At 51.9% G+C, this 15,630-nt stretch carries 15 protein-coding genes; 9 read left to right on the top strand and 6 right to left on the bottom strand.

The genetic code is table 11. The features are described from left to right. Nucleotides 1–22: 22 nt before the first annotated feature. A complete protein-coding gene (locus JWZ98_RS01840; protein WP_205452847.1) occupies nt 23–655 on the bottom strand; it encodes a PilZ domain-containing protein in 633 nt (210 codons plus the stop codon). 65 nt (nt 656–720) lie between these two features. Between JWZ98_RS01840 and JWZ98_RS01835 the strand changes: the two genes are divergently transcribed. From JWZ98_RS01835 to JWZ98_RS01825, 3 genes are all read left to right on the top strand, one after another. Beyond that, the gene (locus JWZ98_RS01835; RefSeq protein ID WP_275899161.1) at nt 721–1,311 is read left to right on the top strand and encodes a hypothetical protein; all 591 of its coding nucleotides are present in this window, start codon (nt 721–723) and stop codon (nt 1,309–1,311) included. A 36-nt stretch (nt 1,312–1,347) separates the two neighbouring features. Beyond that, on the top strand, nt 1,348–1,833 hold the full coding sequence (locus tag JWZ98_RS01830) for an FKBP-type peptidyl-prolyl cis-trans isomerase (RefSeq protein WP_205452845.1): 486 nt from the start codon (nt 1,348–1,350) through the stop codon (nt 1,831–1,833). A 468-nt stretch (nt 1,834–2,301) separates the two neighbouring features. After that, nucleotides 2,302–3,036 carry a Con-6 family protein gene (locus JWZ98_RS01825; protein WP_205452843.1) on the top strand — a complete coding sequence of 245 codons (735 nt, stop codon included), beginning with the start codon at nt 2,302–2,304 and terminating at the stop codon, nt 3,034–3,036. A gap of 476 nt (nt 3,037–3,512) precedes the next feature. Here JWZ98_RS01825 and JWZ98_RS01820 read toward each other — a convergent pair whose 3' ends face one another. Next, nucleotides 3,513–4,088, bottom strand: coding sequence for a chemotaxis protein CheD (locus tag JWZ98_RS01820; protein WP_033158609.1), 576 nt, complete (start codon nt 4,086–4,088; stop codon nt 3,513–3,515). A 415-nt stretch (nt 4,089–4,503) separates the two neighbouring features. Here JWZ98_RS01820 and rlmKL point away from each other — a divergent pair, with 415 nt between their 5' ends. Both rlmKL and JWZ98_RS01810 read left to right on the top strand, forming a co-directional pair. Further along, nucleotides 4,504–6,699, top strand: coding sequence for a bifunctional 23S rRNA (guanine(2069)-N(7))-methyltransferase RlmK/23S rRNA (guanine(2445)-N(2))-methyltransferase RlmL (gene rlmKL / locus JWZ98_RS01815; RefSeq protein WP_205452841.1), 2,196 nt, complete (start codon nt 4,504–4,506; stop codon nt 6,697–6,699). After that, nucleotides 6,696–6,968 (top strand): acylphosphatase, encoded by a 273-nt coding sequence (locus JWZ98_RS01810; RefSeq protein WP_205452831.1) that lies wholly within the window; start codon nt 6,696–6,698, stop codon nt 6,966–6,968. The genes rlmKL and JWZ98_RS01810 overlap by 4 nt, the downstream gene beginning before the upstream one ends. A 29-nt stretch (nt 6,969–6,997) precedes the next feature. Here JWZ98_RS01810 and JWZ98_RS01805 read toward each other — a convergent pair whose 3' ends face one another. Next, a complete protein-coding gene (locus JWZ98_RS01805; RefSeq protein WP_205452829.1) occupies nt 6,998–7,243 on the bottom strand; it encodes a hypothetical protein in 246 nt (81 codons plus the stop codon). Between the two features lie 220 nt (nt 7,244–7,463). On the opposite strand from JWZ98_RS01805, the gene hemC reads away from it, so the two are divergent. Genes hemC through JWZ98_RS01785 form a run of 4 tightly spaced genes read left to right on the top strand, consistent with a single transcriptional unit; the run spans nt 7,464 to nt 11,567 of the window. Further along, nucleotides 7,464–8,390, top strand: a complete 927-nt coding sequence (hemC, locus tag JWZ98_RS01800; RefSeq protein ID WP_205452827.1) for a hydroxymethylbilane synthase — start codon at nt 7,464–7,466, stop codon at nt 8,388–8,390. Beyond that, entirely contained in the window at nt 8,387–9,169 is a 783-nt protein-coding gene (locus JWZ98_RS01795) for a uroporphyrinogen-III synthase (protein WP_205452826.1), read from the top strand. The genes hemC and JWZ98_RS01795 overlap by 4 nt, the downstream gene beginning before the upstream one ends. Beyond that, on the top strand, nt 9,153–10,319 hold the full coding sequence (locus tag JWZ98_RS01790; RefSeq protein ID WP_205452824.1) for a uroporphyrinogen-III C-methyltransferase: 1,167 nt from the start codon (nt 9,153–9,155) through the stop codon (nt 10,317–10,319). Before JWZ98_RS01795 ends, JWZ98_RS01790 begins: the two co-directional genes overlap by 17 nt. Before the next feature lie 12 nt (nt 10,320–10,331). Beyond that, nucleotides 10,332–11,567, top strand: coding sequence for a heme biosynthesis HemY N-terminal domain-containing protein (locus JWZ98_RS01785; RefSeq protein ID WP_205452816.1), 1,236 nt, complete (start codon nt 10,332–10,334; stop codon nt 11,565–11,567). 20 nt (nt 11,568–11,587) lie between these two features. On the opposite strand, the gene JWZ98_RS01780 is transcribed toward JWZ98_RS01785, so the two are convergent. The 3 genes from JWZ98_RS01780 to ubiD all read right to left on the bottom strand — a co-directional run bounded on the left by JWZ98_RS01780 (nt 11,588) and on the right by ubiD (nt 15,518). After that, nucleotides 11,588–12,670 (bottom strand): HD domain-containing phosphohydrolase, encoded by a 1,083-nt coding sequence (locus JWZ98_RS01780; protein WP_033158548.1) that lies wholly within the window; start codon nt 12,668–12,670, stop codon nt 11,588–11,590. A gap of 207 nt (nt 12,671–12,877) precedes the next feature. Beyond that, nucleotides 12,878–14,014: a SpoIIE family protein phosphatase gene (locus tag JWZ98_RS01775; protein WP_205452815.1), complete on the bottom strand. Its 1,137-nt coding sequence runs from the start codon at nt 14,012–14,014 to the stop codon at nt 12,878–12,880. Nucleotides 14,015–14,054: 40 nt separating this feature from the next. Then, nucleotides 14,055–15,518 (bottom strand): 4-hydroxy-3-polyprenylbenzoate decarboxylase, encoded by a 1,464-nt coding sequence (ubiD, locus tag JWZ98_RS01770; protein ID WP_205452812.1) that lies wholly within the window; start codon nt 15,516–15,518, stop codon nt 14,055–14,057. Nucleotides 15,519–15,630 lie beyond the last annotated feature (112 nt).

Raw genomic sequence — 15,630 nt, 5'->3', positions numbered from 1 at the left:
GCGCGTTAGAAAGCGAAATAGTTTAACCTGCTTCCAACGGCGGATAGCTAAAATTAGGAATCCCCTTAATGTAGTCACGCTGCAAATGCAGATACTGCAAGCCCATCAGCGTGGAAATCTCGTCGTGATCGACCCAAACTACCTTAACCTCGCCTTCCAGATTCAAGTGCTTGTAATCGAATTTGGCCACCGTACCGTCCGCCACTTCAATTCTGCCCAGCATGCGTATCATCAAACCATCCACCGAGACATTTTCGGTATTGAACGCATAATCGTTGCCGTTGAAGACAATATGGCCGGGAGCGGTCATGTTTTTGCGGTAGGCGCGGCGGCTGTAGAGTAAATTATCGGTATCGTAAGACAAGTTGCGAAACTCGATGGCAATTTCAAATCCGCCCTCGGTAGCTTCAGCGCGCACCATTTCCGCCTCTCCAGCCAAGCGCATGCTCGGCAGATAAAAATCGACTATCGGCGAAACTTGCAAAGCATTAAAAATGTCTTTGATGCCATTGACCTGCGGCTCGACCTTCAGCACTGCCAGCAAGCCGGAAAGCGACAGATTCACGACCCAAATTTCGTGCTCTTCAAAGCCCAAATACAGCAATCCTTGGCTAGCCAGGTTTTTGCGATAGGCGCGTTTTTCGGTTGTTGGCATAATAATCCTTCTGTTTGGCAGGGCTTTTAAAGGTAAATCCTTTTAGCAATCTAATTTATTGGGATATGAAAAGCAGAATAATTTGTCTGGCTAGTCTAGCCGTTTTATCGGCGTGTACAACCATGCCACCAAAAAACCCGGAAAATATCTGTCAAATCTTCCGGGAAAAAGACGATTGGTATCAAGCAACCTTAAGCTCCGCGCGGCGCTGGGGCGTGCCCATTGCGGTGCAGATGGCGATCATCCATCAGGAATCCAGCTTCGTCGCCGACGCCCAACCGCCCCGGCCATTGATTCTCGGCTTTATCCCTTGGTTTCGTTCCAGCAGCGCTTACGGTTACCCGCAAGCCAAGGACGAAACCTGGGCGGACTATCAGCAAAAAGCCGGCAACGGCTGGGCCGATAGAGAAGATTTTGCCGACAGCTGCGACTTTGTGGCTTGGTATTGCGCCACCAGCAACCGCAAGCTGGGCATCCCCACCTCAGACGCCAACAATCTGTATTTAACCTATCACGAAGGCTTAGGCGGCTATCAGCGAAACAGCTTTTTATCCAAGCAATGGCTGATGAATACCGCGCAAAAAGTCCATCAGCGCGCCTTGCGTTACGACGCGCAACTGGCAAGCTGCCGGCAGGAGCTGGAACAAAAAAACTGATAAACTAGCCGCCCCAATCATCTATCGGGAGTTTTCATGAAATCCACGAAACAACGTGTCATCGCCATTTTAATCGCATTTATTACAGGATTTGCTATGTTCTCACTGGCCAACGCCAACGCCCCAACCCCAGCCGAAAATAAAGCCGCCAGCGAAAAATTTCTGGCCGACAACGCCAAAACCGCCGGCGTGGTAACCACCGCCAGCGGTCTGCAATATCTGGTCTTCACCGAAGGCACCGGTGCCCAACCCAAAGCCACCGACAACGTCACCGTCCATTACAAAGGCACCACCATCGACGGCAAAGAGTTCGACAGTTCCTACGGCCGCGGCGAGCCAGCCACATTCCCATTGAACCGCGTCATCGCGGGCTGGACCGAAGGCGTGCAATTGATGAAAGAAGGCGCGAAATACCGTTTCTTTATTCCTTCTAACCTGGCTTACGGCGAGCGTGGCGCGGGACGGGATATTGGGCCTAATGCGGCGTTGATTTTTGATGTTGAGTTGATTAAGGTCAACTGATTTTTGGTGTCGCTAACGCGACGGTTTGTTTAGAAGTCGGGTCTCGGCCCGACAGCCGAGACACTTTCTTTTGCTCCGCCAAAAGAAAGTATCCAAAGAAAAGGCGGCCCGGATGCCGCTTATTCCCTGCGCTCCTCGCTTTCGTCGGGGGTTGACGAAAGGGGCTTCCTGCCCCTTCGTCAACGCGCCGCATCCCTGCGGCGCCCCTGCGGGCTATTCCCGCCAAAAGCTCCGGTGCTCGGCGCGGCATACGGGATAAACCGATCCCGAGATTACAAGTCAAACTAACACAAGTAGATCATCATCCTTAAGCAAGTTGGAATATTGTTTTTCCGGCCCGAACAATATCTGCCGTGTAGAAATGCTTTTCCAGTTAGACTCCACAACCAAATTAAAAATGGATACTATTCAATTTAGGAATATATCAATCAAAGCTATTCAATCAAATGTTAGGCTACTTCATACTACATGATGATTGATAAACGAAAGAAATTACTTCAGCAAGACCCGTACCTAATTAAAAGATATATTCGGCTACGCATGCAAAGTAAAAGCAGAGGGTTAGCTAGGTTTGTTATGCGACGAGTACTACCACTCAAGGAACGAGAAAGAGAAAGGGCGATTGAGAATACGCTTACCGAATTTGCTAAACAAACCGCTAAAAGCCGAAATCTTGGATTTGAGTCGTCATCCACCCTATTTAACATCGGATTGTTCTTTCTTATTGCTGATAGAGACATTCAGTCTGTAAAGATAGACGCTCTTACCCATCCAGATCCATGGAAAAGGTCTCTTTGCGCCCGAATGATTCTCTTAACAATTCATGAACTCGATCTGGACAAAGTTGCGGGATTAAAATTGCGAGCCGCGCTCGAAAATTCTGGTGTTTCCGAGGAGGCTAAGCGCCAATCAGCGCAAGCACTTCGAGCAGTTCGCACCGCCCAACAGAAAGCTCAGAAACAGTTTGTATCGCTGCGTAACTCCACTATTGCTCATAGAGACCCAGATGCGCTAATGCAATACAGATCGATAACTCAAATCAATGAGTTAGAGGTCCTTCGAATTGCTAACGAGTTCTACGATGGCACTCACCTTTTCCTTGATGTGTTGCCTAGATTAATACTTGAAGTGGGTACTTTGCCGGGGTTACTTAACCAACTAAGGTCTCGTTCGGGTGTAAAGCCTAAAAAACAAAATGTATAACCCGAATCCCCTGTCCCCCATGCCGCGCCAAACACCTAAAAGCCATGCGTCCGATTAACGTAGCCTAATCGAACGCATGCTGAATTAAGTCCTTCAGGGTATGCCTTGCCCGAGAATGCTTGGAATATTTTTCTTTCCTCCGAATAGACTTCGCTATTCGAAGCTACTCCACCAAATCCAAAAATATTGTGAAAACATTCGAGCTTGCTAGTGGGTTTCTCCCGTATGCCGCGCCGAGCACCGGAGCTTTTGACGGGATCAGCCCGTAGGGGCGCCGCAGGGATGCGGCGCGTTGACGAAGGGGCAGGAAGCCCCTTTCGGCAACCCCCGGCAAAAGCTTCGGAGCGCAGGAAACAAGCGGCGTCCGGGTGTCTTTTCTTTTGGATACTTTTCTTTGGACAAGCAAAGAAAAGTATCGCGGCTGTCGGTCCGCGAACCGACATTCAAAAAAACCGTCGCGTTAGCGACACTACCTCTTACGCCAACACCCTAGCAAACAGCCTGTGAGAATATTCCTGCTCCCGCTGCAAAATAGTTTCGTTTTTTATATCCTTGAGCTTTTTCACCAACACCTCCCCCGTTTCCGGAAAGAAATACACTTTGCGGGGATAGATACCGAGCATGTCGTCAGCGAGGACCGGAATGTTCCGGCCGGCCAGATAACTGCGTAAAAACTGCGCACTACGCGCGCCGACATTGTTGCGTTGCATGCCGTTAAGAATATTACCGCCGCCAAACACTTTGGCTTCCAGCTCGCTCTCTTCCGCACCCATGCCGACCAGGTGCTTGATGAAATTGTCCATGCCGTTACTAGCCATGTTCTCCATGCGTTGATTGAGCGGCTGGTCTTCGTTGACGTTCACCACCATGAATTGATACATCCCGCCTATGCCCCGCCGCCTATCTCGAATACAGGCAATCACGCAGGACCCCAACACGGTAACAATAAGCTCGCCGGAATTGGTGACACAATATTCGCCGGGAGTGATTTTGCAGGCGCGGATGCGTTGATGCGGGTCGTAGTAGGTTTCGGAGTATTTTTGCGGATGCATAGCCAGGGCCGTCTTCAGAGTTGTAGAACATTGATGCTTATCAAGCAATAAATCGGCCACTATAAAATTTGGTTTCCACCTCAAATCTTTAGCATTTCAGCGCGCGACCTTGTCGAAGCGATTGTAAACCGCTTCGACAACTATTGATTGATTGGGTATCTGTCTCAGCGCGCCGAGACACAAGCACCCGGGCTATCGACAGTCAGAACGAGCAACGAGCCGGAGTGGTGCGTAGCGCTCGCGATTGGCGCACTTGCTGTTATCCCAACCCAAGTCATCACCGGCATATCTTTCGGCAGACCGGGCGAACGATGTCGAATGGAACCGTGGTTTGCAATTTTGCTATAAAAATATCCGCCGCAGTCGCAGCACATTTTAGTATCCTAGCCAGCCATTCCGTACCCAGCCGTCAACCATGAGCCAATACCCACTTTTTGCCACCACGCCTAAAGCGATGGAAGGCATCCTTGCCAACGAAATCAAAGCCCTGGGCGGCCAGAACGTCCGCGAAAAAATGGCCGGCGTGGCTTTTGAGGGTGATTTGGCGCTGGCTTACCGGATCTGCCTGTGGTCGCGCACCGCCAACAGGGTGTTTTTGCCGCTGAGCAGTTTCGAGGTCAAGTCCCAGCAAGACCTTTACGACGGCGTCAAAAAAATCAACTGGTTCGAACACATCAAACCGGACGACAGCCTGGCGGTATCGTTCAGCAGCAAAAACAATCCCGCCATCAACAACACCCATTTCGGCGCCTTGAAAGTCAAGGACGCCATCGTCGATCAGATGCGCGCCAAGTTCAACAAGCGACCCAATATCGATACCGACCGGCCCAGCATCCGCGTCAATGTGTATTTGCACAACGAAACCGCCCAACTGAGCCTGGATTTGTCCGGCGAGAGCTTGCACAAGCGCGGCTACCGCGACGTCAACATTGCTGCGCCGATCAAAGAAAACCTCGCGGCGGCGATTTTACTGCGCGCCGGCTGGCCGAAAATCGCCGAACAAGGCGGATCCTTGCTCGATCCGATGTGCGGCTCAGGAACGATGCTACTAGAAGGCGCAATGATCGCTGCAGACTATGCACCGGGTTTGCAGCGTGATTACTTCGGCTTTCTGGGTTGGAAAAAACACGATGCCGCCCTCTGGCAAAGTTTGCTGGACGAAGCCAAGCAACGCCGCGATACTGGCTTGAGCAAAATGCCGGTCATTGTCGGTTTCGATCAGGATCGGCGCACCGTGGTAGCCGCCTTGCAACACGTGGAAAACGCCGGTTTGGTCGGCAAGATTCATATCGAACGGCGCGACATCGCCGATGCGACCGCGGCGGAAAGTTGGCCCAAGGGCCTGATCGCCTGTAACCCGCCTTACGGCGAACGGCTGGGCGACGAGACGGAAACTTCCGAATTGTATCGCCGCTTTGGAGAGGTACTAAAACAGCGCTTCGTCGGTTGGCAGGTGGCGATGATCATCAGCAATCCAGAACTGGGTTTTAGATTGGGCGTACGTTCGCAAAAGCCGATTACCTTGTTCAACGGCGCGCTGGAGTGCAAATTGCTGCGTTTTAATATCGAAGAACAGACCTTCTTCGAACCCAAAGCCAAATCCCAGCAAGAACGCATCGAGCAAATCAGCCGGCGCACCGAAACCGAGCAGCCCGACAATCAAGCGGAGATGTTCGCCAACCGCTTGCGCAAGAATCTGAAAAAAATCGGCAAATGGGCCAAACAAAACCAGGTCAGTTGCTACCGGCTGTACGACGCCGATTTGCCGGAATACGCGGTAGCTGTGGATGTCTATCAGGGCGACAAGACCTGGGTCAACGTCCAGGAATACGAATCGCCGAAAACCATCGATCCGGCCAAAGCCAACCAACGCCTGGCTGGGGCGATGGTGGAAATTCCCAAAGTATTGGAAATACCCAAGGAACAGGTGTTTCTAAAAATCCGCCGCAAGCAGAAAAGCACCGATCAATATGAAAAGCAGGGAGAATCCGGCCGCTTTCATATCGTCGAGGAAGGCGGTTGCAAGTTTTGGGTGAATTTCGAGGATTATCTGGATACCGGTCTGTTTCTGGACCATCGGCCGATTCGGTTGATGATACAAAAGCAAGCCAAGGGCAAGCGCTTCCTGAACCTGTTTGCTTACACCGGCAGCGCCAGCGTGCATGCGGCAGTCGGCGGCGCGGCGTCCAGCGTCACGGTCGATATGTCCAACACCTATCTGGACTGGGCCAAACGCAATTTTGATTTAAACGGCATCCAAGGTGATCACAAACTGCTGCGTGCCAATTGCGTGGAATGGCTGGCGGAACAAGCCGGCGCCAAAGACAAAGTGCAGTTCGATCTAATCTTTCTCGACCCACCGACCTTTTCCAATTCCAAAAAAATGGACGAAGCCTTTGATATTCAAAACGATTATCTGCATTTGCTGCGCAATGCCGTAGCTTTGCTGGCACCGGAAGGCGTGCTGTATTTTTCCACCAACTTCCGCCGCTTCAAATTGGACAAACAGGCCTTGGCGGATTTGCAGATAGAAGACATCAGCGCGAAAACCATTCCGGAGGATTTTGCCCGCGATCAAAAAATTCATTATTGCTGGAGGATTACGCGATGAGCGAGTGTCTACACATCATCGTCAAGGGCCGGGTCCAAGGCGTGTATTTTCGCGCCTATACCCAGAAGCAGGCGGTGAAGTTAAATGTGAAAGGTTTTGTCAGAAATCTGGCCGACGGCTCGGTGGAAATCATCGGCAACGGCCATCCTGACGACCTGCAAAAACTGGTGGCGTGGTGCCATAAAGGGCCGATGTTGGCCAAAGTCTCCGAAGTAATCGTCAATCCACATGCTGCAAGCGAGCATTTTGAGTTGTTTGAGATTAGGTAGGTATTGCCTGATCAATGCGCATGCGTTCGTCAATAGGGAAACAGAACGCGAATATCACCTGAAAGCGCAAACACACAGACGGCGCTGGCAATGGCGGCCAATATGTAACCGCAGACGCGGACTTTTAGCCATAATCCGACTGAAAACAAAACCAGCACCAACAAGGCCAGAGATAAGGCTAGCCAAGAATTGATCTGCACAAAATATATCAACCACTGAGCAGCGATATAAATCGCAATGGCTGCTCCCGCTAGTAGTAGTAAAAGTTCGTACATATTCCAATGGACGCGAATTTAAAATTCGTCTGATTGTTGAAATTAGAGAACTTTAACCAAGAACAACGTTTGAAGCCAATTCTCTCGCCCCATTCCCGCCGTCTCTGCAACGCTTATAACTTCTACCCACCTTCCCCCCTAAATCGGATTACAATAGACAACATTTATTCTCAACAAAGGGCGCAGCTTAGACGCCCGCCAGCAATCGGCAGGAGCAGTTTTGGCAGACAGAATTATTCGCATCGCTACCCGGCAAAGCCCGCTGGCCTTGTGGCAGGCCGAGCATGTCGCGGCACGGCTGCAACAGGCATTTCCCGGCTTACAAACCGAATTGGTCAAAATGGTCACCCGCGGCGATAAAATTCTCGACGCACCGCTAGCCAAAGTCGGCGGCAAGGGTTTGTTTGTCAAGGAACTGGAACAAGGCATGCTGGAAGGCACAGCCGACATCGCAGTGCATTCCATGAAGGACGTACCTGTGGAGTTTCCGGAAGGCTTGCATCTGGCGGTAATTCTGGACAGAGAAGATCCGACCGACGCCTTTGTTTCCAATCACTATCGCAGCCTGGCCGAATTGCCCGCTAACGCGCGCATTGGCACCTCCAGCTTGCGCCGCCAATGCCAAATCAAGGAAAAATTCCCGAATGCGGAAATCCTGAGTTTGCGCGGCAACGTCAACACGCGGCTAGCTAAACTGGATGCCGGCGAATACGATGCAATCATCCTGGCGTCGGCCGGTTTGAAACGTCTGGGAATGGGCGAACGAATCACCGCTCAATTGCAGCCGACAGAAAGCCTGCCGGCGATGGGCCAAGGCGCTATCGGCATCGAGTGCCGGATCGACGACGCCGAGATTCACGAGTATTTAAAGGTACTGCACGACGAGGACACCAGCATCCGGGTCGGCGCCGAGCGAGCGATGAATGCCCGACTCAACGGCGGCTGCCAGGTACCGATTGCCGGTTTTGCTGAAATCAAAGGCGAGCGTTTATTGCTACGCGGCCTGGTCGGCAGCCCCGACGGTACTTTGTTATATAGAGCCGAGGCGGAAAGCAGCCTTAGCGACTTCGAAGCGTTGGGCAAAACCGTTGCCGAGGATTTATTAGCGCAAGGCGCGGACAGGATATTGCGCGAGCTATACCAGTGAACTCGGCTTTAAACGGTGCACGCATTCTAGTAACGCGGCCCGCCGCTCAGGCTGAGAATTTATGTCATTTGATTGAACAACAGGGCGGCGTGCCAATACGCTTTCCAACACTGGAAATCGTCGAAACCCAGCCCGATCCGGACTTGCTAGGCCAAGCCGCCGCCAGCGACTGGCTGATTTTTACCAGCACCAACGCGGTGGATTTTGCTATCAAGGCGTTCGGTGGCAAAATGCCGGCCTTGCGTAAATTCAAAGTCGCGGCTGTCGGCGCCGCAACCGCCAACGCATTGCAGCAAGCGGAATGGCCGGTTGATTGCGTGCCGGCCAGCGAATTCAACAGCGAAGGCTTATTGGCTGAACCTGAATTGCACGCTGTCGCCGGCATGCGCTGCGTCATTGTGCGTGGTGTCGGTGGCCGGGAAAAACTGGCAGAGAGCTTGCGCAGCCGCGGCGCGGAAGCGAGTTATCTGGAAGTGTATAGCCGCCGGCAGCCGATGGCAGACAGCAAGGATTTACGGACCGACATAGCCCAAGGGCAACTGGCTGCCGTGACGATCACCAGCGTCGAAGCTTTACAAAACTTGTTGGCGATGCTGGATGACGAGTCGATAGTATGGTTGAAATCGATACTTTTAGTCGTCGTGAGCAAGCGGATCGGCCAAGCGGCCGAAGATTTCGGATTTAAACAGATTGCAGTGAGCGCACAGCCCACGGATGCAGCGATTTTAGAGACCTTGACGACGTTATTTAACGGGGAAAACAGTGGCCGAAGTAATTGAAGAACAACAAGAAAATCCAGCTCCGGTAGTGGTGGTTAAAAAGTCTCACGCCGGATTGTGGATAGGCATCACCTCTATCGTATTGGTGATTGCTTTGGCGGGTGCAGGCTTTTTCTTTTTCCAGCAATTGCGCTTCAGTCAAGATACCGAAAACAATCAGGATAACCTGAAGATACTGGAACTGGACAAAGAACTTAACGGCCTGCGCGAACAGTTGAATAGCGTGCAAACGCAAATCGCCAACGTCAATGCCGAAATGACCGGCAAAGATAACCATTTTAATGAAACGTTGGCTGATTTTTCCAAGCTGCATGATGAGCGCCTGAGCACGGCGCGCAAAGAGCTGGAAGCCTCCATTGTGGCTTTGCAACGGCAGCTGGGTAAAACCCGCGGCGACTGGCTACTGGCCGATGCCGAATATCTGTTGACCGTTGCCAATCAGCGTTTGCATTTGGTCGGTGACGTCACCACCACCCGCGAAGCGCTGGAAGCGGCCGATCAACGGCTAAGAGAAAGCGGCGACGCGGCGGTATTTAAAGTCCGTGAGCAAATTGCCAAGGAAATCGCCTTGTTAAACGGCGCCACCGTACCGGACATCGTCGGCATCTACAGCGGCATCCAGCACTTACAGGATGCAGTGGAAGGCTTATCGGTATTTCTGCCGCACGCAGGCAAGCAGCCGGAAAAGCCCGAACCCAATAGCGACCTATCCGAACACGGCCATGAAATCTTGAATACGGTGGCCAAACAGTTGGAAGGCTATGTCGTGTTGCGCCACACCGAACAGCCGGTCAATGCCATCTTGACCCCCGAAGAAGCGCACTTTATCAAGCAGCAGCTGAAAGTCAGGCTGGAAATGATCGAAATTGCCCTGGTACAACAAAACGATACCTTGTTTGCCAGCAGCATCGCCGACGCCAAACAATGGCTGAAGAAAAATTTCGCGGAAAATCAGCAAACCGATAACTTCGTGGCTGAACTGGACAAACTGGCGAGTGTGCAAATCCGCAGCCAATATCCGGATGTCAGCGGTTCGTTAAAGCTGCTGAAAGACATCAGTAAATTGCGTATCGAATCCGATAAAGCCGTGCTGAATAATCCGCCAGCGGAAACGGCCTCGCCGGCAATACCCTCTGCCGGCCAGCAATAAGCGAGTGGCATTATGAAAAATCTCATGTATTTTCTAGGCTCCTTGCTTTGCGCCGTTCTGGTGGCGTTTTTGCTGCACAGCTGGCTGGTCAAACAAAACGATCCCGGTTATGTGTTAATCGGTTTCGGCCACTGGTCGTTGGAAACCTCTTTGACCGTATTTGCGGTTGCGCAAGTGATCGGTTTTTTCGTTCTTTACAACTTTTTCCGCTTGATGGGCGTGTTGATTCGCATGCCCAACCAATTTGCCAAGCGTCGCCGCAATATTCGTTTCAATCGTTCACAGGAAGCCCTGGTGGCCGGCTTATTCGATGCGGCAGACGGCAATTGGGAGCGCGCGGAGAAAGTGCTGATCAAGCATGCCGCGCATAGCGGTGCACCATTACTGCATTATTTGACGGCCGCCAGAGCAGCGCAATCGCGCGGCGCACTGGACAAGCGCGACGAGTATCTGCAAAAAGCCAGCGAACAATCCTCGGACACCAATATGACCGTCGGCTTGACCCAAGCCGAATTGCATCTGTCTGAAAAACAATTCGAGCAAGCCTTGGAAACCCTGGGCAAATTGCATTCAATCAATCCCGGCCATGCGCGGGTGCTGAAAATGATGCACCAGGCGTATCAACATCTTGGCGACTGGGAAGGCTTGAGCAAGATACTGCCTTCGCTGCAACAGCATAAAGTGTTGATGGAAACCGAAGTTAAGTTGCTGGAAACGGAAACCTTCAGCCGACTGCTGAAACAAACCATCGCCCAGGGTGACCGCCAGACGATCCAAACCTGCTGGGAAGGCATCCCCGATCACATAAAGACTCTGCCGGGCATCGCCAATATCTATTTTGCGGCGATGATTGCCGCCGGTGCCGGTAGTAGCGTGGAATCGGCGATGCTCAAGCAATTGGGCCGGCACTGGGACGACACCTTGCTGGTGTTGGTTTCCAATATTGAAGCCGAAGATAAAGCCAAGCAATTGCAGTCGGTCGAACAATGGCTGGCGGTTTACCCCAGCAACGCTGTATTGTTAAGAGTACTGGGCAAGTTGGCTTTGAAAGCCGAGCAAATGGAGAAAGCCGAACAGTATTTGTTGAAAAGCCTGAATACCGAAGCGTCGGTGGCGACCTACCAATTACTGGGCGAATTATTGTTTAGCAAGGGCGACAAGGATCAAGCCTGCGATTACTTCAAGCGCGGCATGGAATTGGCTTCAGCCGAGCTGATTAGCGGTGTGGAATCGATTCGCACAGCTTAAATACTTAAAACAACCCGCGATTAGTTCAAATCCCGAATAACCTCGGCGTCTGCATATTCGCTTTTGATAATCAAAATTTCCGGCAAATTCTTTTTTAACAGCGGCGCTAATTTAGGGTCGAAGTGTTTGCCGGATTCCGAGGCGATATAAGCCAACGTTTCTTCTACCGCCCAGGCCGGCTTATACGGTCGTTGCGACGTCAGCGCGTCAAACACGTCGGCTAGCGCGCAAATTCTGCCGGCAATAGATATATCTTCTTCCCGCAAGCCATTCGGATAGCCGGTGCCATCCCACTTTTCATGATGATGTTGCGCTATGGTACGCGCGGCCCGCATCAACTCGGTCGGCGAGCCGGATAAAATATTGGCGCCTATTTGCACATGGGTCTGCATGATCCGCCATTCTTCGGGGTCGAGCTTGCCGGTTTTTAACAGAATCCGGTCCGGAATACCGATCTTACCAATATCGTGCATCGGCGCCGCATTCAGAATAATTTCAGCCTCCTGCTCAGTTAAGCCATACGCCAAAGCCAACAGCTGCGCATATTTACTCATGCGAATGATATGGTTGCCGGTTTCGTTATCCCGATACTCGGCGGCCAGCCCCAGTCTGCGTATGACTTCCTGACGAGTACGATACAATTCGTCGGTTCTGGTTTTAACCTGTTGTTCAAGAAGGCGGTTTTGATCGCGTATCTGATTATGCATCAAGCGCACTTCCAGCAGATTGTGGATGCGGGTAACGGCTTCCAGTTGATCGAAGGGCTTGGTCAAAAAGTCCTTAGCCCCCAAACTCAACGCTTTCAAGCGGGTCTCCATGTCCGGTTGCGCACTCAGCACCAACACGGGTAAATAGTCGTCTCTGAAACGCTGTTGCAATTGTTCCATGACATCGAAGCCGCTTAAATGCGGCATGCGGATGTCTAACAAAAAGGCATCGAATCGCGTGGTATCACACAGAGAAGTCACTTCGCGAGAATCGCAGGTCGATTGAATATTCCGATAACCCTGGCGCTGCAAAATTTTTTCCAACAATTTGACGTTAGCGGGTTCGTCGTCGACGATGAGAATGGCGGCTTGCAGAATATGCTGTTTTAAGTCCACGTTGCTGTTTTCAAAGAATCATGAAGTTGGGAGCGAAAACCTAGCAGTCCGACTCGTACCGAGCCGCGCCTGCTGAATGGGTTATCCGCGAGATTCTCAGTATAGACAAATTAGTTGAGTCTGCTTTTTACAGCCTGACGCCAGCATTCAATCTAACAGCCCAAAAGATTCCAGAAATAAAAACCAGCCGGCCCAACGTCGAAATATTCAGCGGCAGCGAATGGCCATACAGGAAATATCGTCTTGCGCTTCCCGGTTCAGCATATGCGCTTCCAGGGCCTGTTGGATCGCCGCCACTTCAGCGCCAGGCGGCGCCGTTTTGAGAATCTGCAGGACGCGCTCTTGGCCGAATAAACCGCCGTCAGGACCCAGGGTGTCGGTCAAGCCATCAGAGTACATAAATAACTCGCAAGCCTCCCGCCAATGCCAGATTTCGCAAGTATCGTCGAATTGCCGGTTATCGAGAATGCCGGCAGAGGGGTGTGAGGAACGAAAGGTGTGAACCGGCTTGCCATCGCCATCCAGCGCATAAACATCGGGTAAGCCGCCATTCCACAACTCCACCGTCTTTTTTTCAGCATCTATCATGCCCAATACCAAAGCTACGAAACGGCCCGTCGGCATCTGGCTATGCACCAGGCGATTGATCTCGCGGACGATGATGGGTACGGCCAAGCCCTTTTTCGTCATCGCCTGGAATGCCTGATTGACAATCACCGTCGGTAACGCTGCCGCCAAGCCGTGGCCGGTCGAATCGGCGAGCATAAAGTAAATTTGTTGCTTACTGACGCGCCTGGCGCAAATCAAATCGCCGCTAAAGCGTTTGGCCGGCAATAACCAAAACTGCAAATGATCGTCTTTCAGATCGCTCTGTTTAATTAACCTTTCAAAAATACTCTGTAAAAACTGCTGCTCCGCTTCGTTTTCGTCGCGATAGGCTTTAAGTAGCTGAGTATCGGCAATAATCAGATTTTGCATATCGATCACACGCTGCACCGAACCCAATTTAGCGGCAAGAACAGCGCGACTGAACGGTTTTTGCAGATAGTCGTCAGCACCGGCTTGCAGCCCATCCAAGACATTTTGGTCATCGGCTAGCGCGCTGAGCACAAAAATCGGCACCCACTTGTCCAGGGTTCGCTCTCTAATTGCTTTGATAGCCTCCAGGCCATCCATGACCGGCATCATAATATCCATCAGAATCAGATCGGGATTTACGCTGGCCAGAGCGTGAACCGCCTGCTCCCCATTTTCGACCAAAATGACTTCATGCTGCATCCTGCTCAGTAATTTGTCGAGCAATAGCCTGTTTTCGTAGATATCGTCGACAACCAATATTTTCATTAGGAACTGTACCGTTATTCAAGCGAACCGGCAGTCTACCCTAGTTAAATAGGGTATCCCACATAGAATCGACTTTTTTGATGACATCCTCACTCATTACAATCGGACGCCCCCACTCCCGGCTGGTTTCGCCCGGCCATTTGTTGGTCGCATCGAAACCGACCTTGGACCCCAAGCCCGACACCGGCGAAGCAAAGTCCAGATAATCTATAGGCGTGTTTTCCAAAATCGTCAAATCGCGCGCCGGGTCCATGCGGGTGGTAATCGCCCAAATCACGTCCTGCCAATTGCGTACATCGACATCGTCATCCACCACGATCACAAATTTGGTGTACATAAATTGGCGCAAATACGACCAGGTACCCAGCATCACCCGCTTGGCGTGGCCGGCATATTGCTTCTTCATGCTGATCACCGCCATCCGATAGGAACAGCCCTCCGGCGGCAGATAGAAATCAACGATTTCCGGAAACTGCTTTTGCAGGATGGGCACGAAGACTTCATTTAAGGCCACACCCAAAATAGCCGGTTCATCGGGCGGACGGCCGGTGTAGGTGCTGTGATAAATCGGCACCTGCCGCTGAGTGATGCGTTCGATCGTAAACACCGGGAACTCATCGACTTCGTTGTAATAACCGGTGTGATCACCGTACGGCCCTTCCGGCGCGGTTTCGCCCGGATAAATAAAGCCTTCCAGCACGATTTCCGCACTGGCCGGCACTTGTAAATCGTTGGACAAACATTTGACCACTTCGGTCTTACTGCCGCGCAACAAACCCGCGAAGGCATACTCGGACAGAGAATCCGGCACGGGTGTGACCGACGCCAATATCGTCGCCGGGTCCGCTCCTAGAGCCACTGCAACCGGAAACGGCTTGCCAGGATGCGCTTGCTGCCATTCCTTGAAATCCAATGCGCCGCCGCGATGCGCCAGCCAGCGCATGATGACTTTGTTTTTGCCTATGACTTGCTGGCGGTAAATCCCCAGGTTTTGCCGGTCTTTGTTCGGCCCTTTGGTAATCACCAGCGGCCAGGTAATCAAAGGCGCGGCGTCTTCCGGCCAGCAGGTTTGAATCGGATAAACGCTTAAATCGACTTCGTCGCCGACCCGAACCACTTCCTGACAGGGCGCGGAACTGACTATTTTCGGGGCCATATTCAACACTTGCTTGAATACCGGGAATTTTTCCAGCGCGTCTTTCATGCCCTTCGGCGGCTCCGGCTCTTTCAGATAGGCCAGTAACTCGCCGATACCGCGCAATTCGGACACATCTTTGGCTCCCATCCCCATCGCCACCCGCTTCGGCGTCCCGAACAGGTTGCCCAGCACGGCAATGTTGGAACCTTTCGGATTTTCGAACAGCAAAGCCGGGCCGCCCTGTTTTAATACCCGGTCGCAAATCACCGTCATTTCCAACACCGGATCGACTTCCTGTTTGATGCGCTTCAGTTCGCCCTGTTTTTCCAGCTGGGCGATAAAGTCTCGTAAATCTCTATATTTCATGCATGGTCCTTAAAAGGGAAAGGCCGAACTTCGTGCCATGGGGTGCAAAATTAAAGCGGCAATCATACGCTGAGACAAGTCGGGCGAGAAAGCCGAGAGCGGAAGTAATACC

This window comes from Methylomonas sp. EFPC1 (assembly GCF_016925515.1).
Lineage (GTDB): Bacteria > Pseudomonadota > Gammaproteobacteria > Methylococcales > Methylomonadaceae > Methylomonas > Methylomonas defluvii.
The sequence above is the reverse complement of the archived record's forward strand: the minus strand, read 5'-3'. Positions and strand labels throughout refer to the sequence as shown.